General features: G+C 61.9%; 21 protein-coding genes. 19 read left to right on the top strand and 2 right to left on the bottom strand.

Going from position 1 to position 20319, the window contains the following annotated elements:
* The first annotated feature begins 2 nt into the window (after positions 1 to 2).
* The 18 genes from J2D75_RS12265 (at position 3) to J2D75_RS12180 (ending at position 15024) form a co-directional block, all read left to right on the top strand.
* A complete protein-coding gene (locus J2D75_RS12265) occupies positions 3 to 1211 on the top strand; it encodes a hypothetical protein (protein ID WP_207855105.1) in 1209 nt (402 codons plus the stop codon).
* A 47-nt stretch (positions 1212 to 1258) separates the two neighbouring features.
* On the top strand, positions 1259 to 1975 hold the full coding sequence (locus J2D75_RS12260; protein WP_207855104.1) for a hypothetical protein: 717 nt from the start codon (positions 1259 to 1261) through the stop codon (positions 1973 to 1975).
* Complete coding sequence (locus J2D75_RS12255) at positions 1975 to 2280, top strand: phage baseplate plug family protein (RefSeq protein ID WP_207855103.1); 306 nt, start codon at positions 1975 to 1977, stop codon at positions 2278 to 2280. The genes J2D75_RS12260 and J2D75_RS12255 overlap by 1 nt, the downstream gene beginning before the upstream one ends.
* Positions 2273 to 3214, top strand: a complete 942-nt coding sequence (locus J2D75_RS12250; RefSeq protein ID WP_207855102.1) for a baseplate hub protein — start codon at positions 2273 to 2275, stop codon at positions 3212 to 3214. Before J2D75_RS12255 ends, J2D75_RS12250 begins: the two co-directional genes overlap by 8 nt.
* Complete coding sequence (locus tag J2D75_RS12245) at positions 3204 to 3845, top strand: Gp138 family membrane-puncturing spike protein (RefSeq protein WP_243428732.1); 642 nt, start codon at positions 3204 to 3206, stop codon at positions 3843 to 3845. The genes J2D75_RS12250 and J2D75_RS12245 overlap by 11 nt, the downstream gene beginning before the upstream one ends.
* Positions 3846 to 3886: 41 nt before the next feature.
* On the top strand, positions 3887 to 4240 hold the full coding sequence (locus J2D75_RS12240) for a hypothetical protein (RefSeq protein ID WP_207855101.1): 354 nt from the start codon (positions 3887 to 3889) through the stop codon (positions 4238 to 4240).
* A gap of 4 nt (positions 4241 to 4244) precedes the next feature.
* Positions 4245 to 5450, top strand: a complete 1206-nt coding sequence (locus J2D75_RS12235) for a baseplate J/gp47 family protein (RefSeq protein ID WP_243428731.1) — start codon at positions 4245 to 4247, stop codon at positions 5448 to 5450.
* Positions 5450 to 6025: a DUF2612 domain-containing protein gene (locus J2D75_RS12230; protein ID WP_207855099.1), complete on the top strand. Its 576-nt coding sequence runs from the start codon at positions 5450 to 5452 to the stop codon at positions 6023 to 6025. The genes J2D75_RS12235 and J2D75_RS12230 overlap by 1 nt, the downstream gene beginning before the upstream one ends.
* On the top strand, positions 6025 to 7548 hold the full coding sequence (locus tag J2D75_RS14480) for a hypothetical protein (RefSeq protein WP_243428730.1): 1524 nt from the start codon (positions 6025 to 6027) through the stop codon (positions 7546 to 7548). The genes J2D75_RS12230 and J2D75_RS14480 overlap by 1 nt, the downstream gene beginning before the upstream one ends.
* On the top strand, positions 7545 to 8015 hold the full coding sequence (locus J2D75_RS12220) for a hypothetical protein (RefSeq protein WP_207855098.1): 471 nt from the start codon (positions 7545 to 7547) through the stop codon (positions 8013 to 8015). The genes J2D75_RS14480 and J2D75_RS12220 overlap by 4 nt, the downstream gene beginning before the upstream one ends.
* A 62-nt stretch (positions 8016 to 8077) precedes the next feature.
* A complete protein-coding gene (locus J2D75_RS12215; protein WP_207855097.1) occupies positions 8078 to 8557 on the top strand; it encodes a hypothetical protein in 480 nt (159 codons plus the stop codon).
* Positions 8532 to 8966, top strand: a complete 435-nt coding sequence (locus J2D75_RS12210) for a cell wall hydrolase (protein WP_207855096.1) — start codon at positions 8532 to 8534, stop codon at positions 8964 to 8966. Before J2D75_RS12215 ends, J2D75_RS12210 begins: the two co-directional genes overlap by 26 nt.
* A 4-nt stretch (positions 8967 to 8970) precedes the next feature.
* Positions 8971 to 9330 (top strand): hypothetical protein, encoded by a 360-nt coding sequence (locus J2D75_RS12205; RefSeq protein WP_207855095.1) that lies wholly within the window; start codon positions 8971 to 8973, stop codon positions 9328 to 9330.
* Complete coding sequence (locus tag J2D75_RS12200; protein WP_207855094.1) at positions 9327 to 9935, top strand: hypothetical protein; 609 nt, start codon at positions 9327 to 9329, stop codon at positions 9933 to 9935. The genes J2D75_RS12205 and J2D75_RS12200 overlap by 4 nt, the downstream gene beginning before the upstream one ends.
* Positions 9936 to 10017: 82 nt before the next feature.
* Complete coding sequence (locus J2D75_RS12195; protein ID WP_207855093.1) at positions 10018 to 10827, top strand: hypothetical protein; 810 nt, start codon at positions 10018 to 10020, stop codon at positions 10825 to 10827.
* A 71-nt stretch (positions 10828 to 10898) separates the two neighbouring features.
* Entirely contained in the window at positions 10899 to 11225 is a 327-nt protein-coding gene (locus J2D75_RS12190; RefSeq protein ID WP_207855092.1) for a YnfA family protein, read from the top strand.
* 178 nt (positions 11226 to 11403) lie between these two features.
* Complete coding sequence (locus J2D75_RS12185; protein WP_207855091.1) at positions 11404 to 13170, top strand: putative bifunctional diguanylate cyclase/phosphodiesterase; 1767 nt, start codon at positions 11404 to 11406, stop codon at positions 13168 to 13170.
* Between the two features lie 369 nt (positions 13171 to 13539).
* On the top strand, positions 13540 to 15024 hold the full coding sequence (locus J2D75_RS12180; protein WP_207855090.1) for a mannitol dehydrogenase family protein: 1485 nt from the start codon (positions 13540 to 13542) through the stop codon (positions 15022 to 15024).
* A 26-nt stretch (positions 15025 to 15050) separates the two neighbouring features.
* Here the strand turns inward: J2D75_RS12180 and J2D75_RS12175 are convergent, their stop codons facing one another.
* Both J2D75_RS12175 and J2D75_RS12170 read right to left on the bottom strand, forming a co-directional pair.
* Positions 15051 to 16058 (bottom strand): hypothetical protein, encoded by a 1008-nt coding sequence (locus J2D75_RS12175; RefSeq protein ID WP_207855089.1) that lies wholly within the window; start codon positions 16056 to 16058, stop codon positions 15051 to 15053.
* Between the two features lie 21 nt (positions 16059 to 16079).
* Positions 16080 to 16778 carry an HAD family hydrolase gene (locus J2D75_RS12170; protein ID WP_265783039.1) on the bottom strand — a complete coding sequence of 233 codons (699 nt, stop codon included), beginning with the start codon at positions 16776 to 16778 and terminating at the stop codon, positions 16080 to 16082.
* A gap of 321 nt (positions 16779 to 17099) precedes the next feature.
* Here J2D75_RS12170 and J2D75_RS12165 point away from each other — a divergent pair, with 321 nt between their 5' ends.
* Complete coding sequence (locus J2D75_RS12165) at positions 17100 to 20282, top strand: hypothetical protein (RefSeq protein ID WP_207855088.1); 3183 nt, start codon at positions 17100 to 17102, stop codon at positions 20280 to 20282.
* The last annotated feature ends 37 nt before the right edge of the window (positions 20283 to 20319 follow it).

Raw genomic sequence — 20319 nt, 5'->3', positions numbered from 1 at the left:
CAATGGCGATGGCGGATAACGGCTTGCCGGGTAGCCCCCGGCCAGACAGCGCATGGGAGCATGCAGCACTTGCATGGCACTTGCTGGATGTTTTCCAGCGTATCCTGCGGGCTATGCGCGGAGGGAGGGAGGGGGCTTCCGGCTCTCTCTCTGCCGGTGTGGCGGGGGTAGGTATATCGGGGGCTACGGTGCGTCAGGCTCTTTACCGGATGGGGGGAGAAAGCCTGCGCCCCGAGCCAGAGGTAGAGCGAAAGTCAGAGCCAAAAACAAAACCCAAGCCAAAGCCCAAGCTAAAGTCAGAGCAAGAGCCAGTGTCAGAGGCCCGCCCGGCCTTCCCGTTTTTGCCGCGTCCGCGTGTGGCGAGCGGTATGGCCGCCACACGCGGGCGCGGGCTGGCCCATGAGAGCGGGCCAGAGCACAGGATGCGGCGAGGGGGTGGGCGGCGGGGTGTTGCCCCCGGTCTGAGGGGTGATCGGCCTACAGAGCGGCCGGGCGGCCTGTCCCGCCTTTCCGGCCTGTCCGGTCACGTGTTTGAGGGGGCTGCGGGCGGGGCGGGGGGCGTATCCGCCCGGCGGGGGCGTACCCATTCGGTTGGCGGGCCGGTTGCTCCGTGGGGCGGTGCTTCGGGGCATCATCAGGTTTCGTGGGGTGGGGTTTCGTTCCGGCCCGGCTTGCCTGCCCCCCAAGGCGCGGCAGGCCAGACAGGCAGCAGCAGCACAGGGGCCGGGCGGATCACGCAGGAACAACTGGCTGAACCTGAAGCCGAACAGGCTAAGAACCCGGAGACCTTCGCACAGGCCATGCTGCGCGCCATTCTGCCCGGCGAGGCGCTGTCACGCATGCGTACTGTGTGGGCGGGTGGGGCCGTAGGCGGGCATGGGGTCAGCCCAGCCCAGTCCGCACCGTTTCCCGCACGCACCGCGCACTGGCCACAGGCCGGAACGCCGGAGCCATCTGGCCTTTTGCCTTCAGTGCCTCATGCAGCGGGTGCTTATGCCCGTGGCATGCACGCGGCGGTGCAGGCCGCTATGGCCCGCACCGTGCCGGGGCCGACAGCCACGGACACATCGCCCGGCTCCACCGCCAGCCGTGAGGTTCTGGCGAAAACGCGGATGGACAACGATGCGTTTTCCATCCGCACCGGGGCTGAGGCGCGCGGGGTCTCTGGCCTTAAGGCGCAGGCCCGGCACGCCAATATGGGTATGCGCTAACGGCCTGCCCCTGTTTTTCTGATTGATGAAAGTATGTGGCGATGGCGATGAATCTGGTGCCCCTGCCCGCCGTGTGGAATATTCCCGTGGCGGTTGGGGTTCCTGCCCTGCTGGGGCAGTCCGGTGCGGCAGGCGTTGCGGCTTCGGCCTCTACAGCGCTGGCCTCCATGCTGGATGATACACGTATTATGCTGGCGGATACCCAGTGGGGTATTTTTACGGCTGATAACCAGCCCGTTCTGACATCGGGGCGGGTGCGCTCGCTGGATGTGCAGGCCTATAGCTATGTGTCCGATGCCCCGCAGGAGCAGGGGGCTTTTCTATCCTACAACAAGGTGCGCCAGCCCGGTCAGTACAGAGTGGAAATGCTGTGCGATGGGTCCGGCCCGGTTCTGGGGGCAGCGGCAGGCGGGAGCGGTGTGCTGGAAAGCCTGCTGGCGGCTACAGGGCTGGTTGGCCCTTCAGCCGATATGTTGATGCGCCGGGGTTTTCTGCAAACGCTTGAAGCGCTGGTCGATGATCTGAACCTGTATTGCGTGGTTACGCCTGAAGTCACCTATACCAACGTAAACGTGCAGGGTTACAGCTTGCGGCGCGAGGCACAGCATGGCGTGACCCTGCTCTGGGCGGGCATTCTCTTGCAGGAAATCAGGCTTGATACCACCACAAGCCCCGGCACGGCCTCGCCCGCAGGGCAGGCCATGCAGTCTGGCGGTGCGGTTCAGGCTGCGGCCTCTACCCTTGATCCGGCGGGTTTGCGCTGATGGCGGTGGTGTCCATTCCGCTCAACGCGGTGGCGTATCAGAGCCTGAGCGTGCCGCTGTCGGGCCATGTCATCCGCCTTGAGGTGCAGCAGCGCAGTACCGGGCTGTTTGCCGCATTCTGGTGCGATGGCGTGGCCTGTCTGTCCGGGGTGCTGTGCCAGAACCGGAGCTGGCTGGCCCGCAAGGCCTATTACGGCCTGCCCGGCGATTTTGCCTTTGTCGATACCGAGGGAACAGCCGACCCCGATTACACCGGGCTGGGCGGGCGGTTCGTGCTTGTTTACGAGGAGGGACGCAATGCCTGATACATCAGGCCAGAACACCCCGCTGGCGGCCCGGCGGATTGACGTGGCTTTTACCTTTGCTCCCGATCCCACGCAGGGGGTGGCGGTCGGTGCGGGGGCCGAAACCGTTACCCTGAGCGACTACCGCGTAGAGTGCCAGATCCTTAGCACCGGGCTGGAAACCGGCATGGTGTGTACCCTGCGGATAGAAGGCATGCCCCCCACACTGGTCAACCGGCTTTCCGCCGCGCAGGCGGGGGTGGTGGCGCAGGGGCGGAACAGTGTCACCGTTATGGCCGGAGGGGCGCAGGCTACCCGGCCAGTCATTTTTTCAGGCGGGATTGTCGAGGCGTTCGTGGAATACGATACCGCGCCCGAGGCCGTGTTTGTGGTGCAGGCGCACTCCATCGCCCTGCCTGCGGCCCAGCCCATCAGCCCGACATCCTTCGCGCGTGATGTTTCCGTGGCCACCATTATGGCAGCCATCGCGGCCAAGGCGGGGCTAGGGTTTGTCAGTAATGGCGTGCAGGGCGTGCTGCGGGGGGGCGTGTATTACAAAGGAGCCGCCACCGAACAGATCGATGCCTGCGCACGTGCCGGAGGGGTAAGCTACCATATCGGCATGGGGCGTTTGTCGGTCTGGCCTTTTTCCATGGAAGCAGCCCATGCCACCGCCGTGCCGGTTTCCGCCGCCACGGGGCTGATCGGCTATCCCGCCTATAGCCAGTACGGGGTGGCGCTGCGGATGCTGTTTCATCCGGGCATTGGTTTTCGCGATACGATCAGCCTGCAAAGCGCGGGGTCATCCGTGCGCGGGGTTACTCTGCCGGCAACAGGTCTGTGGGTGGTGCAGGGCGTGCGGCATAGCCTGCAAAGCGGGCGCGCACAGGGGCCGTGGTTCACAATGATAGAGGCGGCAAGGCCAGACCTTGCCGGGCAGGGCTTTGCACAATAGGCTTATCGGCACGCAGCGGCCTGAAGACAGCGCGAGCGATTTCAACGCCATGAATGCCGTTATCCGGCGGCTTTTATCCATGATGGGTACAAACCTGCCTGCCCGCGTTGTGGCGGTGCGCGGCGCAGGGCTGAACCCCGTGGGGTTTGTGGATGTGCAGCCCATGGTACACCAGCAGGATGGTGTGGGCCGCACGGTGCCGCACGGGATTCTTTACAATATACCCTATATTCGCCTGCAAGGCGGTGCGCGGGCCTTCCTGTGCGACCCGGCGGTAGGGGATATCGGACTGATTATTGTCTGCGGGCGCGATATTTCCACGCTCAAGGCCACGCGTGATGCGGCGGCCCCAGGCTCTTTCCGCCAGCATGATATGGCCGATGCGCTTTATCTTGGTGGCCTGCTGAACGCCGCCCCCACGGAGTATATCGGCTGGGTGGGGGGAGATGTGCATGTCAGCACCACTGGCCGTTTCATTGTTGATGCCGCCGCCTGTGTCATTGACTGCGATGTAACAGTAAAGGGCGCGCTCTCGGCTACGGGCGATGTGCAGGCAGGCGATATCAGCCTGCAAACCCACACCCATACTGGCGTTATGCCCGGTGGTGGTAAAACGGGCGTTCCAGTCTAAAAAAATATAAAGCCTGAAGTGTTCTGGAGAAAATCCATATCATGTCAACGCTGCTTCTGGACAGATCCACATGGGATCTGGTGCTGGATTCCGGCGGCAATCTCGCTCTTGCGACAGCGTCTTACGCTGTCACGCAGGATGTGTCCTGTGCTGTCCGGGTCTTTGCGGGGGAGTGCTGGTACAATACCGGCACGGGTTTGCCATACCGGCAGAATATTCTGGGGGTTGCGCAATCCGCATCGGTTTTTCGCGCACAGGCGCAGGCCGTAGCGCAGGCCGTGCCCGGTGTCGCTACCGCCCGGTGCATCATTACCGCCCTTGGGGTGGATCGCAGGCTTTCAGGGGCCATTCTTATCACCACAACGGATGGAACAACACAGAGTGCCGGATTCTAGCAGCATGGGAACCACCTCGGTTCCGCCACCCTCTTTCACGGATACAGGCTTTGTGGCCCCGGCAGAGAGCGATATTCTGGCAGGCGCTCTGGCCGACCTCAACGCGGCCATGGGCGGCAACCTCAATACCGATCTCTCCACCCCGCAGGGCCAGCTTGCCACGTCCTTTACGGCGGCACTGGGCGATGCGTACGATCAGTTCCTTGCCATCCTCAATGGTGTTGATCCCGAACGCGCCTTCGGACGCCTGCAGGACGCCATTGGCAATATCTATTTCATGAGCCGCAAGGGGGCAACGGCTACGGTTGTGAACGTTGTCTGTACGGGGGCGGTGGGCGTTGTTGTGCCTTCTGGCACGCTGGTGCAGGATGCGGGCGGGCACTATTACGCGGCAGATGGAGCCATTACGCTGGATGCAACCGGCACGGGCACGGGGTCATTCTCCTGCACTACGCCGGGCGCCATAGAGTGCGCGGCCAATAGCATCAGCCTCTACCAGTCTGTGACCGGCCTTACCGCCGTATCCAACCCGGCTGCTGGTGTAACCGGCACGGATGAGGAAGGCCGGGCCGCATTCGAGGCCCGGCGCGAGGCGTCCGTAGCAGGAAACAGCGTGGGCTCACTTGACGCCATTGCCGGGGCCGTGAGTGCGGTAGACGGTGTTACAGCGGCCTATGTGGTGGATAACAGCACCGCCGCCGCCGTGACAACGGGCGGTATCAGCCTTGCGGCCCATAGCCTGTATGTGTGCGTCAATGGCGGTACGGATCAGGATGTGGCGCTGGCCATCCTGAGCAAAAAGGCTCCCGGCTGCGGCTATACCGGCACCACTACGGTGACGGTCACAGACCCGAACAGCCATTATCAGACACCCCCAACCTATGCCGTATCTTTTACCCGTGCCGCCGATACCCCCCTGTATTTCACGGTTAAAATCAAGGATAGCGCGGCTGTTCCGTCCACCGCAGCCACACAGATTCAGGCAGTCATCCTCGCCGCTTTTGAGGAAGATGGTGGGGATGCTGGGATTATCGGTGGTACGGTCTATGCCAGCGCCTATTACGCAGCGGTGGCAGCACTGGGCGCATGGGCCAAGATCATGGAAATTACGGTTGGCACGGCGGCCTCGCCCACCGGGTTGACCGCCGCACTCAATATCAACCAGATCCCCACGCTCGATACCGCCTCCATAGCCGTTACGGTGGCCTGATGGACAACATCCAGCAAACCATCCTTTCGCAATATGCAAACAGCCCGGCTCTGTGCGGCATTATCGATGCATGGAATCAGGCACTCGACCCGGCCACCCTGATAGATCAGTGGTACGATCTGGTGTGGAATGTAAAAACCGCGCAGGGTTACGGGCTGGATGTGTGGGGGCGCATTGTCGGGGTTTCGCGGGTTCTGAGTATTGAATCAGTCGATTATCTGGGCTGGCGCGAAGCAAACGACCTGACGGAAGAAGGCTTTAACCAAGCCCCCTGGTATAGTGGCGCGGACGCCACCAGCAATGACCGCCTGTCTGATGATGGCTACCGCCAGCTTATCTATGCCAAGGCGCTGGCCAATATTTCGGATGGATCGGTTCTTTCAATAAACACAATCCTGACCACGCTTTTTTCCGGGCAGGGCGATGCTTACATAAAAGACAATGGCGACATGACCATGACCTATGTTTTCAGGTTTGTGCCGACCGATGTGCAGGTGAGCATCATCCAGAACAGCGGCGTGCTGCCACGCCCGGCAGGCGTTGGCGTCTCCTACTCCATCGAGGCAGGTTCCTGATGAAAAGCACTGATAACCGCAGGCTTTTCGGCACGCTTATTGGCGCGTCGGCAGCCACGGGTAATATCGTAACCATTCCCGCAACGCAGGGCACGGCGGGGGATGGCACAGCCTCCATCGCGCTGGCTTTCCCGCCCGAGACCTTTATTGCCCGTGCCGCCGGGGGTGAGCCGCCGCGCGGGGCGGACATGAACGGCTTCCTTAACCTGCTTTCCAGCGCTGTGCAGGTATTGCAGGCGGGCTATCTTGGCCCGTTTGATGCAGCCTTTGCCGCTGGCATTGGCGGGTATCCTGCGGGGGCTGTCGTATCGGGATCGACTGCTGGTACATTTTGGGTTTCTACCGCAGAGGCCAACACCACAGTGCCCGGTGCTACCGGCGCAAACTGGAAAAGCCTGTTTGATGGCCTTGCCCAACTGTCGGGCGGTAATAACCTGAGCGGAACGCAGATGGTTACGAATGGCGACATCATATCCGAAACGTTCCACGGCGGCACGGCAACGGGGCAACTCTGCTGGGGCGGTTCTGCCGGGGGGCAGATACTCGGGCGCGGAACAACAGGACCGAACGGGCCAGTCGGAGCCTATCTCTACCCCATTGAGGTCGTGGGTTCGTACGTGGGGGGCAGGCTACAGGTTCAGGGATACGGACAGCGTGCAGACGTTGATTTCCGATTGCTGAGTTCCGGGGCTACAGTCATGCTGTTCGGGGGGAATCAGGTTGCCTATCTGACGGACGTTACGAGCGCAGTCTCTGCCGAAGCAAAGCTGCGGTCTAACGCCGATACAACGCTGCAAACAAATATTAATAATGAGGCGGCAAGAGCAAAGACTGCTGAAAATACCCTTCAAACAAACATTAATAATGAGACTGAAAGGGCAGAAGCGGCTGAAAGCGCTCTAACCAGCGCAAAGCTTAATCGGGGTGGTGATACGACCACTGGCTCATACACTGCCGTCAACTGGGCCGCGGTGTCCGTCACCACCAGCACGGCAAATGGTGTTGTTAATAACTGGGGCGGATACCTAACGAGCCGCATTACCGGGCGGGACGTTACGACGTCGATTTTCTCGTGGGAAAATGTAGGACAGGATCAGGGCGCAACAATCCAGATTGCGGGCTATGGTCTGGACGTGCGTTACACTTTTCCCAAATCTGGCCGCATGTTGTCATCAGCAGGCACGATGGCGGTTACATCCGACCTTCCGACATCGGGAACAATCGCGGGTGGGTATTATAGTAAAATTGGCAATATATTAACTCAGAGTTTCACGATCAGTGCAAACAATGGCACTCAAATATCATTGCCTATATCTTTTACTAACACCACCTATACGGTTAATATTGCTCCTTCAAAGGCGGCCGTATCCTCGTCTTCATCATCTCATACTGTGGGGTACGTCGTAGACACAAAAACATCATCAGGATTTGTGCTGACTTTACAATGGCAAAACTCCACTGGTGCTGGTGACGAAACCACCAGGATTCCTGTTGATATTACAGTAATCGGAGAAGCATCATGACAACAGAATCTACAGATACACAGGCCTCAGTATCGGATACAGCCACCGCTCCTTGGTGGGAAGCGGATTATCCGTCACGCTATTACGCATATTCCAGCACCACAGAAACGCTAGGCGGCTATCCGGTTGTCGGATGGGTTGATGTGTCGATATTCTCTGTCGCACCCTCATGGCTTCCGGTTGCCGCTGACATGATCGCGCTTACGTCCGATGAATGGGCTGCGAGAAAACTGGTCAACCAGATTGTCGTGGATGGTGCGGTTTCCACATATACACCGCCAGCATTGACACTGGCGGCACAGGCGACCGCTGCACTCTCTACCGCCCGAACGACTGTCTATAACAATTACGGTATTCTGAACGAGGCAACGCCGGATGCGTGGGTGACGTATCTCAAGGCGCTCATGGCCATTGCCGATGGTACGGATACCACCAGCACGGCGCTGCCAAGTGCGCCAGCCTCCTGACCGTGGCCACAGGCCGCCCTGACCGCCGCCTGAGGGCGGTTTTTTTATGCCCGGATGAAGCAATGAGTGAAACACAGTGCGCAGGAACCTGCGCGGCTGAGGATGACCTGCGCGTGATTGTGGATAGCCACGCCCGCCGCCTTGATGGGCTGGAGGATGACGTGGATACGCTCAAATCCGGCCAGTCCGCGCTGATGGAGCGCCTGATCTCGATTGAGGCGCAGGGGCAGGAGCGTGAGCGCAACCGCGCAGCGGAGGCGGCGGATACCCGCAACACCCTCACGGCCCTTACCCAGCAGTTGGCCGAACATACCGGCGCACAGAAACGCCAGAACGAACTGGCCGAGGACAGCCTGCGCCGCTGGCGAAAACTGGCGGTGGTTATTGGGCTTCTCTGCACGGTTGGGGCGGCGGTAGGGTCAACCCTCCTGTCGGATCAGGAGGTGGCCAGCACCATCTGGGTGCATTGGCTGCACCTGCGCGAGCCGTGGGATGTAGTGCAGGGAGGGCCGGGCGATGCCGCAAACCTCTCTGCTCACTGACCCGCTACAGGTCGCGGCCCGCACCGCATGGGGCGAGGCGCGGGGCGAGGGGGCGGTGGGCATGCAGGCTGTCCTGTGCGCCGCCCGGAACCGTCTGGCCCGGCCCGCATGGTGGGGGCGCGACATTTGCAGCGTGTTCCTGCACCCGTGGCAGTTCTCCTGCTGGAACATGGGCGACCCCAACCGCGCCCTGCTTCTGGCTGTAACCGGGGCCGACCCGCAATTCCAGATCGCCCTTGCGCTGGCGGCAAAGCTTGTGGGCGGCTCCCTGATCGACATCACCAGCGGGGCAGACAGCTATTATGACACGCGCCTTGCGCACACGCCTGCATGGGCTGCTTCCCGCCTTTATCGCTGCACGATTGGCCACCATGCGTTTTACCGCGTGGGGCCTTCTGGAGAAGGATAACCTTATGGCTGATACGCCAAACCCCACCTCCAACGCCGCTGCGCAGACAACCACGGCTGTTGTCAGCGGGCTTTCGCCCTTAGCCCTCCTGCTGGCCCTGCCGCAGCCCTATGCCGGGTGGGCGGCCATCGCTTGTGCCGTGTTTGCCGGGGCCGGGCTTGCGGCAACGCAGATCCCGCTGCCCGCCAACCCGTCTGGCAAGCTCTGGCTGCTGTATCGCGCTCTGAACTTCCTTGCCCTGAACTGGAAATATGCCGCCAACGCGGCGGCCACATTGCGGACTGGCACCGCATCTTCCAGCGCGGTCGTATCGCCCGTTGTCACCGCGTCAGCCGCCGCTCTGTCCAAGGATACCCCGAAATGAAAAGACTCTCCCGCCGTGCGCTGCTGCGTTCTTCCGGCCTTGCGGGTCTGGGCTTGCTGGCCGCCTGCACCGTAACCACGACCCATGGCGTGACCACGATTACGCTGGATGTGGCCAAAGTGAAAAACTACGGGCAGGCCGGGCTGAATGCCGCTACGACTGTCACCAGCTTTCTGTCCACCTTGCCGGTTATGGCCCCGTATGCGCTGGCTATCACAGCGGCGGAAACGGCTCTGTCCGGCGCACTGTCCGCGTTCTCCAGTGCGGCCGGTTCAACGCTGACCATCAGCTACAACGATGCAAGCTGGAAAACCCGCGTGGACAGCATCCTGTCTGATCTCGACACGCTGTCCGCCGCTATTGAGAGTGCGATTGCCGGTTCTGGCGCGGCGTTGACCGCGCCTGCCCTGTCCAATGCCAAAACAGTATACGGCGCACTGGCTACGCTTATCAGCGTGTTCAAGGCGCTATTGGGCGTTGCGGATGCGAAAGCGCCTGCTGCAAGCCACATGCGGGTTACGCGCGCCATGGTGCTGGCAGGTGCCCCCGTGCCCGCCACAGGCATGACTGAGGTGCGGGCTCTCGCTGTTCTGGGTGTCCGTTAATGCGAGCGGTCGCCGTGTTCTCCATGGGGAGTATCGTGCCGGGGCTGTGGGTCTGCCCCCTGTTCGGTCGGGTGCGGGGCCTATGATTGGCCGTGCCCTCGGGTGCCTGCCCGCAAAGGTTCTGCCGCGCCAGCCATCCCTTACGGGCCTGCGGATGATGGCCCGGCGCGCTCCGGCGGTGCTGGATCGCTCTGGTATAGACCCCGGCGCCCTGTTGTTCGGCAATGACACTCTGGGTGATTGCACGGCGGCGGGCCTGCTGAACCATATGCGGGCCGTGGCGGCTCTGGGCGGCTGGCAGGTGCGGGCGGATACGGATGACGCCATCCGCTTTTACGCGGAAAGTACCGGCTACAGGCCCGGCCAGCCCGCAACGGATCAGGGCGGGGTGGAGGTGGATGTGCTGGCCTATGCCGCGCGCATAGGCGTGCAGCTTGAAAGCGGCGACTATTTCCCGCTCTGGGGGAGTGCGGCCCCGCAGGATCGCAACGCGCTGGCTCTTGTCATGGCGGGTATGGGGGCGGTTTATCTGGGTGTGCAGCTTGCACAGTCGGACATGAACCAGATCGAGGCCACCAATGGGGCCTGCGTGCTGGAGCCCGACAACCACGCCTATGGCGACCCCACGCCGGGCAGTGCCGGGGGGCATTGCCTGCTGGGCTGGAGCTATACCGGCCTGGCCGATACCGACACGCTCGATCTGCTGACATGGGGGGCGACCCAGAAAGCCACATGGGCCTGGCTCAAAAGCCGGATTATGGAGGCGCATGGTATCCTCTGGCCGCAGCTCACGCTGGCCAGCGGGCTTTACCCCACCGGCGCTGACCTCGATGCCCTGCGGGTGCAGAATACGGAGTTCCTGAACCACGATCCCCAAAGGCCAGCAGGCTGAGTGTTGTGCGGAGGCAGGCGGGAGGAATTTGCTTGTCCTGACGCTGTGCGCCGGGGCTATAGTGCCAACCCATGAGCATGGTTCTGATTTATGTCGCTGCGGCGTTTTGTGAAATTGCGGGCTGTTTCAGCTTCTGGGCATGGTTGCGTCTGGGCCGTACGCCGTTGTGGCTGGTGCCGGGCGGGTTGTCGCTGGTGGCTTTTGCCAGCCTGCTGACACTGGTGCAGGTGGACGCGGCAGGCCGGGCTTTTGCCGCGTATGGCGGTATTTATGTGGCGGTGTCCTGCCTGTGGATGTGGATGGTTGAAGGGGTGCGCCCTGATAGATGGGACATGGTGGGGGCGGCGCTGTGTCTGGTAGGGGCGGCGGTTATTGTGCTGTCGCCGCACCGCGCCTGATCGTGTGCAAGGGGTTGCCTCCTTGGCAGAGCCACCCAACATGACAGGAGTTTCATGAAAAATATACGAAACCGGGTTCATGCGCGTAATAAAGTGCGCTAACATCGGGTAGCCGGTGCCACACCGTTTCTGTTACGGTTGCGAAACCGGGCGTGAACGGTTTAAGGCATCAAGGCGTATGAAAACAGAGTCTCTGGCCTCGCAACAGCAGGGGTGCGCTTTTTCTGCTCTATCTGGGCAGGAAGGTTATGTGCAGACAGTCGCTATGTCGCACAGTCAGCTTATGCGGATGCTCGACCAGATTCCTGTCGGGGTCATGCTGCTTGATCCGAAAACACTCTGTATTTCCTATTATAATGAAGCATCGCGAAAAATTCTTGAACAGATAAGCGATCTGCTGCCCGTTGCGGTGGATAGCCTGCTTGGTGTGAATGTCGATGTTTTTCATAAAGCGCCCGCCGAGCAGCGCACCCTGTTGATGGATGCCGCCATGCCGCCGCACCGTGCGCGGATTCATCTTGGCCCGGAAATTCTGGATCTGTCAGTATCGCGCGTGTTCGGCCCCAATGGAGTCGATTATGGCCCGATGCTTACGTGGTCTTTGGTGACGGCACAGGTGCGGGCAGAGGAACATGTTTTTCGGCTGGCTAATTACGACATCCTGACAGGGCTGCATAATCGTGCCGCGTTCATGGAAAAGCTGGAAAGCGTTCTGGAAAGCGCTGGCTCCGATGAAAAAAGCCTTGAAACGGCTATGATGTTTATTGATCTTGACGGGTTCAAGATTGTTAATGACACATATGGCCATGCCACGGGCGATCTCATGCTCACGCATGTGGCCGAGGTGCTGGGTGCCCTCTGCCGTAAGGCCGGGGTGTTTCTGGCCCGCCTGGGGGGTGATGAATTTGCCGTGATCGTCCAGAACGCCTCGATCGAGCAGGTGGGGCTTCTGGCTGGTCGCATTATTGATGCGTTCGAGTATCCTTTTGTGCTGCCCACAGGGCATCAGCATCAGATGGGGGCTTCGATCGGCATTGCGTTTTCGCCCGAGCATGGCACACAGTCCAGCCTGTTGTTGTCTCGCGCGGATATGGCGCTCTACGCGGCCAAGGCGGGAGGCAAGAACATGGCGCGGATTTTTCTGCCCCAGATGGAAGAGAGCGTGCTCATGCGCTCTCGGCTTGAGCGCATGCTGCGCGATGCGTTTGTGCATTCGCGCGATATGTTTGTATTTTACCAGCCAATTGTTGATCTTACCTCCGGGCAGGTGGTCTCGCGTGAAGCTTTGATGCGTTGGTATGATGCCTCGCGCGGGTGGATTCCGCCTAAGGATTTTATTCCGGTCGCGGAAGAAGCAGGGCTGGTCTATGATCTGGACTCATTCGTGCTGCATGCCGCCTGCCGGGATGCCGCCGCATGGTCTGACGGGGCGAGTGTGGCCGTGAATGTTTCAGCCTCCAGCGTGGGGCAGGGGCGTCTGCCCGGCGTGGTGGCTATGGCGCTGGCGGCTAGCGGGTTACCCGCCGAACGCTTGAGTGTGGAAGTCACTGAAACCGCGCTGATGTCTGGCGGCAACGAGGCCCTGCGTGACCTGCAGGCCCTGCGCGATATGGGTGTGGGCATCAGTCTGGATGATTTTGGCACAGGCTTTTCCTCTTTGGCGCATTTGCGGGCTTTTCCGTTTGATCGGATCAAGATTGATGGCTCCTTCGTGCAGGATGGCGACAGGCGCTCGGACTGCGCGGCCATTGTGCGCGCTCTGGCGCAGTTGGGTGTAACCCTGCGCGTTGCCACCGTGGCGGAAGGGGTGGAAACAGTTCAGCAGCGCCAGCGCGTGCAGGAAGATGGCTGCACCTACGCGCAGGGCTATCTGTTCGGGCGGCCTGAGCCCGCTTTGCGGGATCTGTCCCGGCTGAATGAAATCAACGGTCAGTCCCTGCACTGAACGGGGCGGGTGTTCTGGTATAGGGTAGGGCATTAATATTTATCGGTTTTATTTTTTTATTTAATAACCACCGACATTCAATAAAAATGAAATAAAAAAATCACACTGAATGATAATTATGGGACTATCGCGGTAGGTATATGCGGTGTCCTTTCCTGTGTGTGGTGAATTTTTTCCTTGACTTGTCCGGTCTATTCATTCACGATTTTGATGAATTAACGGTGATAGGGCGTGAATTTGTCATGGACTTCTTTGTTCCATGAACCCTTACCTGTGCCCTCTTTACACCGTCGTTGTCCGGGACTGGCTATGCCCGGTTTTTCCGGGTGTGCGCTTTTGTCCGCCATAACAAAAAGGAGGCAGACCGCCATGCAGCTTTGCCGCCAAACACTTTCTCGCGTTCAGGATACGGTCTTGCTGCCGGAGTTTGATCCTGCGCAGCTCAGGCCCGGTATCGTACATCTGGGCTGTGGCAATTTTCACCGTGCGCATCAGGTCGCAGCAACTCAGGCCGCCATTGGCGCCATGGGGCGCGAAGGGCTGGGCTGGGGCATTGTTTCGGCCACCATGCGCAAGCCCGATCTGGCGCAGGCGCTGGGCCAGCAGGATAATCTTTATGCCCTGCTCACACGCGGGCCGCGCAAGACCGCTGCAACCGTTATGGCATCGATTACCGATACCGTTTTTGCCCGCGCCAAGGATGCGGCGCTGGCCGAACGGATTGCAGACCCCCAGACCCGTATCGTGACCCTGACCGTAACCGCCAGCGGGTATTACCTGACTGCACAAGGGCGGCTGGATGCACGGGCCGAGGCCATTCGGGCTGACCTGACAGCACCGCGTCCGCGCACGGCACTGGGTATTCTGGCCCGTGGTCTTGCACTGGTGCGCAAGCGCGGCGGTGTGCCGCCTGTTATCCTGTGCTGCGATAACCTGAGTGAAAACGGGCAGACTTTACGGCAGGCGGTCATGGACTTTGCCTCGCTGCGTGGGAACGATGCTCTGGCCGAGTGGATTGGCGTGCATGTGCAGTTCCCCGACAGTATGGTGGATCGTATCGTGCCAACCCCCAACGCTACCGACCGGGATGATGCCCGCAGGCTGCTGGGCGGGCTGTCTGATGTTGCACCCGTTTCGGCCGAGCCGTGGTTTCAGTGGGTTATTGGTCGCTTTGAGGGGGATCGCCCTCGGTGGGAGGCCCATAGCGGCACCCGCTTTGTGCCTGATGTCGGGGTGTTTGAACGCGCCAAGCTCCAGATGCTCAACGGCACGCATATGCTGCTGGCCTATGCCGGTGCGCTGGCGGGGCTGGATACGGTTGCCGCCGCTGCCTCTGATAGCGCCGTGGGGGCGCTGGCCGCGCGCTTCATGCGTCTGGAGCAGGTGGCCGATGTCGCGCTGGACGAGGCCGAGCTGGATGAATACGCTGTTGAGCTGATGCGGCGTTTTCGCAACCCTTCCATTGCCCATAAGGTTGAGCGTGTGGGGCGGAATGGTTCGGCCAAGCTGGTGGCGCGGGTGCTGCGGCCCATGCGGGCCAACCTTGAGGCCGGGGCGGAGGTTGCGGGCGCACATCTGCTGGTTGCGTGCTGGATACGTTGGTTTATCCTGCATGAGCGCGGTGCCCTGCGCTTTGCCCCCGCAGACCCCCGCTCCGAAACACTGGTGCGCCTGTGCGCGACCTGGCGGGGCGACCATCAGGGTCTTGTCGGGGCTATTTTGGCGCGTGAGGACATGGCCGGGCCTGCCCTGCCAGCGCATGAAACGCAGGTGGCGGCCATTGCCGCGTTGCTGGACAGGTTTGAAAACATGCCCGCCCCGGCGGTTCTGGCTGAACTGGCCCGCCAGAGTTAAGGCGCACGGGCTTTTGTTCCCGGCCTTCAGGCGGTGGTGAGGGTCTCGCGTGTGTAGGCGGTGTAGGTTGTCAGGAACGCTTCCAGCGCTTTAAGCCCGAATGCCCGGCCCTGTTCAGTTTCAGCGCTTTTGAGCAGTGCGCGCCCGCGTTCATCAATAATATGGTGCAGCCGGTCATGGGCGGCAGGGTCGATCTGACAGAACATCATGCCGTCTGTCGCCCCTGACAGATCCACGCTCAACCCATGCCGGGCAAGAAACTGCTGTTCCAGTGCTGCGGTGCAGGCGGGATCGGTGGCCATGGCGGCAATGTCCATGACCAGATCACAGGCCGGGCGTGCGCGGCTGTAAAGATACAGATGCAGCAGCACGAAGCAGACAAACAGGTTTTCATCGCGCGGGCTGGCGGAGGCGGGTGTAAACTCGGCAAGAATGGCCGCAAATTCCGGCGGAGCGCTTTGCGCCTGTAGCTGCTGGACAATGGTTTTGAGAAAATACGGATTACCGATTTCACCCTGTTCGGTAAACGAGCACCACTGTTTGAACAGGTTGCGGTAGATCAGCACATGCGTGCCGGGTATGGCGCGGCTGAGTGCCGGTATCCGCCCCAGACTGCGCGTGGCGGACAGAACAGGAATTTTTCCTGTCTGTTCAGCATATTTTACAAGAAGCTGGCAGTACAGGAATTCTTCCTGGCGCAAGGTGCCATCCATGCCGCCTTGTGGAATGAACCACTCTGATGACATGCTCTGCTGGTAGAGAAAAATCCCCTGACCGTTCTGGATAAGGGGGATGAATTCCTCAAAATAGTTTTTTACAGGCGGGTGTTTGGAATGCCAGATGCGCCCGTTCAGCGCCAGCGCTGTCTGGAGTGTTAGGCTGGCCAGACGTTCGTTGAACACCTCGTAATAGCTGAGCGTGCCCGTATTGGCCCGAAACCGCGACCACACCCATGTGCTGGCGGTTCTGAAACCGGAGTGCAGGAAAATCATGCCTGTTTCATGCTCCATACGGGCGGGGGTGGCATGCCGCACGCGGCATGCCGGTCAAGAGGTTCAGGCGATGGGCATGCCCGCAGCCATACGGATATAGGGTTGCACGGCTGTCAGTTCGTTGACAATGGCCAGTGCGTTTTCCTTTACGTCTTCAGTGGGTTCAAGCAGGTCAGGCACGATAATGACGCGCATGCCTGCCGCCACGGCTGCCCGTGCGCCGGAATGCGAATCTTCCAGCGCCAGACAGAAGCGCGGCTCAATCCCCAGCAGGTGTGCGGCTTTCAGGTAGGGTTCGGGATGGGGTTTGCCGTTATCCACATCGTCGCGCGTGACAATGACGGGAAAATGCCTGTCAAGGCCGACAAGTTTAAGGTGGTGGTGCGCGCGCATACGGCTGGAGGATGTGGCGATGGCGCGTGGCAGGCGCAGCTCGTCCAGCAGGGCTATCAGCGGGGTTACACCACTTTTGAGCACGAGCTTGTCGTTATCGACAAAATCGCGCAGGTGCTTTTCCTGTAGGTCGAAGAAACGACGCAGCGGGAAATCATGCCCATAGGTTTCGCGCACGAGTTTTTCGCACCCATCTGCCGGAACGCCAATCATGCGCCGACAGAAAGTGGAGGGCATGTCGTAGCCCAGTTCGTGGCCTGCCGCCACCAGTGCATCCATGGCCAGGGTCTCGCTGTCGAGCAGCAGACCATCCATGTCGAAAATTACACCGAATATCGGCAGGGATTGTGGTTTTTCCGTATTGGACACAATGTCTCCCTTCTGTTGCAGTGGTTGCCCGTTATCCTGCACCAGATCATCTGATCCGGTCTGTGGAGCAGGGTGCGGCCGACCTGTAAAACCAGCGCTGTGATAGCAGGCCGTGCGGCTGGCACCCTTCACGTAACCCGACAGGATGCTAAATACAGTCCGGCCTGTCAGGCGTGTTCTGTTGGTGGAGTGTAGTGGGCTCCGCCGGGTTTGGACACCTTTTTTATAATGGATGGTGTTTCTGGCAATCCGATGGCAGGGGCATGCTGCGCGGGCAAAGGAGTGCGAAAAAGCGTGAAAACAGGTGGCAAGAGCAAACGGATGGCACGCAGGGGGGGATATGGTGTGCGGCCCCGCACGCTGTGGCTCCGGGCGGGGCGCTTCGGCCTGCTTGCCCCAGCGCTTTGGCTGGCCTGCCTTGCACCGCCCGGTCGGGCCGAAACAGCGGATGATGATGCAGGGATCGTTTTTTCCGAAGATGCCCTGCAGGATGCCCAGAACACAGGCGCCACCGCTGCCCCAAGCCCTACGGCCTCTCCGTCCGGCACAGAGGCTGCGGGTAGCATACCACAGGGCGAAGCCCCGGAGGCCGAGGGGCGGATGTTCCAGTCGCCGGGCTTGCAGCGGCTTCAGTATCGGTCTCCCGCAGTATCCGATCCCCTGTCCGCCCCGGATGATGCCGCCCCGGCCCCAGCGCCGTCCTATCCTGCGGTTGAAGAAGGAGGGGCTGTAGAGGGGCAGCCTTCTCGGGTTGAGGAAGCCGCACAGCCCACATCACCGCCTGATGAGACGGTGGCCCCAGCGCCTCAGGCCGAGCAGGCGCGTGCGGTGCCCCCTGTCAGGCCGGAGGAGCAGGAGGAACCGGCCAAAGCAGCAGCCCGGCCGCCCGTGCCGTCTGTGGTGCTGGCACCCCCTTTGCTGTCCACACCGTTGGCCGGGGCGGATACGCCTGTTGCGCCGCCGCCTGTTCTTCATCCAGCAGTTGTTGTGCAGGATACGGGCCGGACGCTGATCCTGCCCGGCGATGCGCAGACAGCACTTGCGGCCTTTCGCTCCGGGTCTGATCTGGTGCTGGTGGTGGATCGCCCGCTGGCGCTCCCGGTGTCTGGTGCGACGGGCGCATGGGCCGCCATGCAGGTGGTGGCGCTCGAAGGCGTCACGGTTATTCGGCTGAAATGGCCTGCGGCATCTGTGCTTCCACCGGGCGCGGATCAGGCAACAACAGGCGCACAGCCTCCGCTGGGGTTTGTGCATGACAGCACGGGCTGGCGGGTTTGTCTGGGTGGGGGCTGTCCGGCGGTGTCGGGGCCGGATTCTGCCGGGCCAGTGGTAGCGGATGGGGCCACCGGGCCACGGCTGCTGCGGCTCCCTGGTGCGGTGCTGTTTACAGGGGTAGGGCGTGGCCCGGTGCTGCCCCTGCCCGACCCGGCTACGGGGGGTACGGTTTTTGTGGCTCTGTCAGCCCGTTTGACCGGGCCTGTTCCGCAGGGGGCTGTGGCGGTGGGGTACCGCGTGCGGCCCTCATGGCAGGGGCTGGCGGTTATGGCGGATTCGTCGCGGGTAAGCCTGCGGGCGACAGAGTATGGCCCTGTGGTGGAGTCCACGGCCCCTGTGCCGCTTCCCGTTGGGCTTGTGCCCGGTAGTACGGCGGGGGTGCGTGCCGGAACCCTTCATGGCGGTGCTGCGCAGGGGCGTGACTGGGCATGGCTGGGCCTACGCGATGAACCCGCCGCCCAGTTGGCGCGGCGGTGGCAGGCGGCTCAGGCGGCCCTCAAAGCCAGTGGCTGGGCGGCGGACCCCGGCAAGGCCAGCACGCGCAGCCGCAAGCACGCTACAAAAACCGGCAGGCCCGCACATGGCCATGCGGGCGGGCGGCATGGCACGCACTCGGCTGAGGCCGGGCAGAAGGCGGTGCAGGTTGCGTGGCCGGTGCGTGTGGCGGCTGCACGGGCGGCCTTTGCCGCAGGTGATGTGCGGCAGAGCTGGCTTTTGCTGCGTGATCTGCCGTCTTCCTCAGCGCTTGGGGGTGTGCCGGATGGTGTGAGTGTTCCCGGGGCAGGGCGTTCCGCCCCCACATTGCCCACCCCCCATGCCGGGGGCGATACTCGGGATTCGGTCACGGTATTGCGGGCCTGTGCCGCGCTTTTGGCGGGTGTGCCGTCCGAAGCGGGTGCGCTGGCGGATGCGGATCTGCGCTTTGGCCCGGACATGGCCCTGTGGCGCGCCGTGTATGAGATGATAACAGGGGCAGACAGCGGCCAGACGGCCACTCTGCTAGCGCGGTCTTACGCCCGGCTGAGCCAGTACCCGGCCCCTGTGCGTGACCGGCTTCTTCCGCGTGTGGCGGCTTATGTGGCGCGTTATGGTGCGCCCGAAGTGCTCGATACCTTACGCGCCGCCTTGCGTGATGCCCCGCCGGATAACAGCGCTCTGGCTCTGCCGCGCGCCCTGCTGGATGTCCGGCAGGGCCAGACGGATGCCGCCTTTGCCCTGTTGGACAGGCTGCGTGCCGGTACTGGCCAGTCTGCTGTGTGGGCCGGGGTGGAGCAGCTCGCCCTCCAGCTTGCTCAGGAGCGGATCAGCCCGGCCGAGGCGGTTCGGGCGTATGAGCGCCTGCTGGCCCCGGAGCGCATTCCGGCCGGGGCGGCAGGCATGGCGGCGCGGCTGGGCTATGCCCGAGCGCTGGTGCAGGCAGGGCGGGCGGGGGCTGCGGCCTCGGTACTGTCCGGGGTGCGGGCAGGTGAGGCTACGCCGCATGACAGGCTGGGTGCGGTCTGGTGTGATGTGCTGTACGGGCTGGTTTTTGGCGTTGTGCCGCAGGGTTCCTCCGGGCAGGCAGCACCGCCCATGCCGGAGGGGTATGTTCCGACGGATGAGGCGCTGGCCCGCGTTGCGGCCTTGCGGCATTGGCTGGGATATGATGCCTCCACCGCCAAGCTGCTGGCCGGATATGGTGCGGCGCTCATGCACGCCGGTAGGCCCGCGCAGGCCGTGCCGGTTCTGGCGCAGGCGGAGTTTTTGTCCACGACCCCTGCCACGCGGGCCGACCGGGCGGAGCTTCTGGCCCGCGCGGCATTGGAGGCCGGGCAGGAGCACGCGGCGGCGCAGGCTTTGGCGCGGGCTGCGCTATCGGGTTTTTCCTTGGGTGTGCCAGCAGATTTCGCAGCCGATCTGCCTGAGCGCCTGCGGTACGATAACGCGCTGATGGCGCAGGCATCGGGGCAGGCGGCACAGGCACTGCGCCTGCTGGCCAACGACGAATCGGATGACGGGCTGCGCCTGCGTGGGCGTGTGTACGAGGGACAGCACCAATGGGCGCAGGCTGTGCTGGTGCTGGGGCGTCTGGCCAGCCGGGCCCTGCCCGCGCAAGGTGCGTTCACATCCGATCAGGTGGCCTTGGCCCGCCGCCTTGCGCACGATGCCGCCGCCGCAGGCGATACCGATACCCTTAACCGCCTGCGTGCATGGGTTGGCAAGCGTGCGACACTGTCTGACGGTTTTTGAAAAAACGGTTACAGACCTGATTTAGTGCTTGCAAAGC

Origin of the sequence: Acetobacter suratthaniensis (assembly GCF_017377745.1) — a bacterium.
Taxonomy (GTDB): domain Bacteria; phylum Pseudomonadota; class Alphaproteobacteria; order Acetobacterales; family Acetobacteraceae; genus Acetobacter; species Acetobacter suratthaniensis.
This window is presented reverse-complemented; position numbering and strand designations above follow the sequence as displayed.

Coding starts and splice junctions, on each gene's coding strand:
- J2D75_RS12265 (WP_207855105.1), top strand. CDS start 3: ATGGCGATGGCGGATAACGGCTTGCCGGGTAGCCCCCGGCCAGACAGC.
- J2D75_RS12260 (WP_207855104.1), top strand. CDS start 1,259: ATGAATCTGGTGCCCCTGCCCGCCGTGTGGAATATTCCCGTGGCGGTT.
- J2D75_RS12255 (WP_207855103.1), top strand. CDS start 1,975: ATGGCGGTGGTGTCCATTCCGCTCAACGCGGTGGCGTATCAGAGCCTG.
- J2D75_RS12250 (WP_207855102.1), top strand. CDS start 2,273: ATGCCTGATACATCAGGCCAGAACACCCCGCTGGCGGCCCGGCGGATT.
- J2D75_RS12240 (WP_207855101.1), top strand. CDS start 3,887: ATGTCAACGCTGCTTCTGGACAGATCCACATGGGATCTGGTGCTGGAT.
- J2D75_RS12235 (WP_243428731.1), top strand. CDS start 4,245: ATGGGAACCACCTCGGTTCCGCCACCCTCTTTCACGGATACAGGCTTT.
- J2D75_RS12230 (WP_207855099.1), top strand. CDS start 5,450: ATGGACAACATCCAGCAAACCATCCTTTCGCAATATGCAAACAGCCCG.
- J2D75_RS14480 (WP_243428730.1), top strand. CDS start 6,025: ATGAAAAGCACTGATAACCGCAGGCTTTTCGGCACGCTTATTGGCGCG.
- J2D75_RS12220 (WP_207855098.1), top strand. CDS start 7,545: ATGACAACAGAATCTACAGATACACAGGCCTCAGTATCGGATACAGCC.
- J2D75_RS12215 (WP_207855097.1), top strand. CDS start 8,078: ATGAGTGAAACACAGTGCGCAGGAACCTGCGCGGCTGAGGATGACCTG.
- J2D75_RS12210 (WP_207855096.1), top strand. CDS start 8,532: ATGCCGCAAACCTCTCTGCTCACTGACCCGCTACAGGTCGCGGCCCGC.
- J2D75_RS12205 (WP_207855095.1), top strand. CDS start 8,971: ATGGCTGATACGCCAAACCCCACCTCCAACGCCGCTGCGCAGACAACC.
- J2D75_RS12200 (WP_207855094.1), top strand. CDS start 9,327: ATGAAAAGACTCTCCCGCCGTGCGCTGCTGCGTTCTTCCGGCCTTGCG.
- J2D75_RS12195 (WP_207855093.1), top strand. CDS start 10,018: ATGATTGGCCGTGCCCTCGGGTGCCTGCCCGCAAAGGTTCTGCCGCGC.
- J2D75_RS12190 (WP_207855092.1), top strand. CDS start 10,899: ATGAGCATGGTTCTGATTTATGTCGCTGCGGCGTTTTGTGAAATTGCG.
- J2D75_RS12185 (WP_207855091.1), top strand. CDS start 11,404: ATGAAAACAGAGTCTCTGGCCTCGCAACAGCAGGGGTGCGCTTTTTCT.
- J2D75_RS12180 (WP_207855090.1), top strand. CDS start 13,540: ATGCAGCTTTGCCGCCAAACACTTTCTCGCGTTCAGGATACGGTCTTG.
- J2D75_RS12165 (WP_207855088.1), top strand. CDS start 17,100: ATGGCACGCAGGGGGGGATATGGTGTGCGGCCCCGCACGCTGTGGCTC.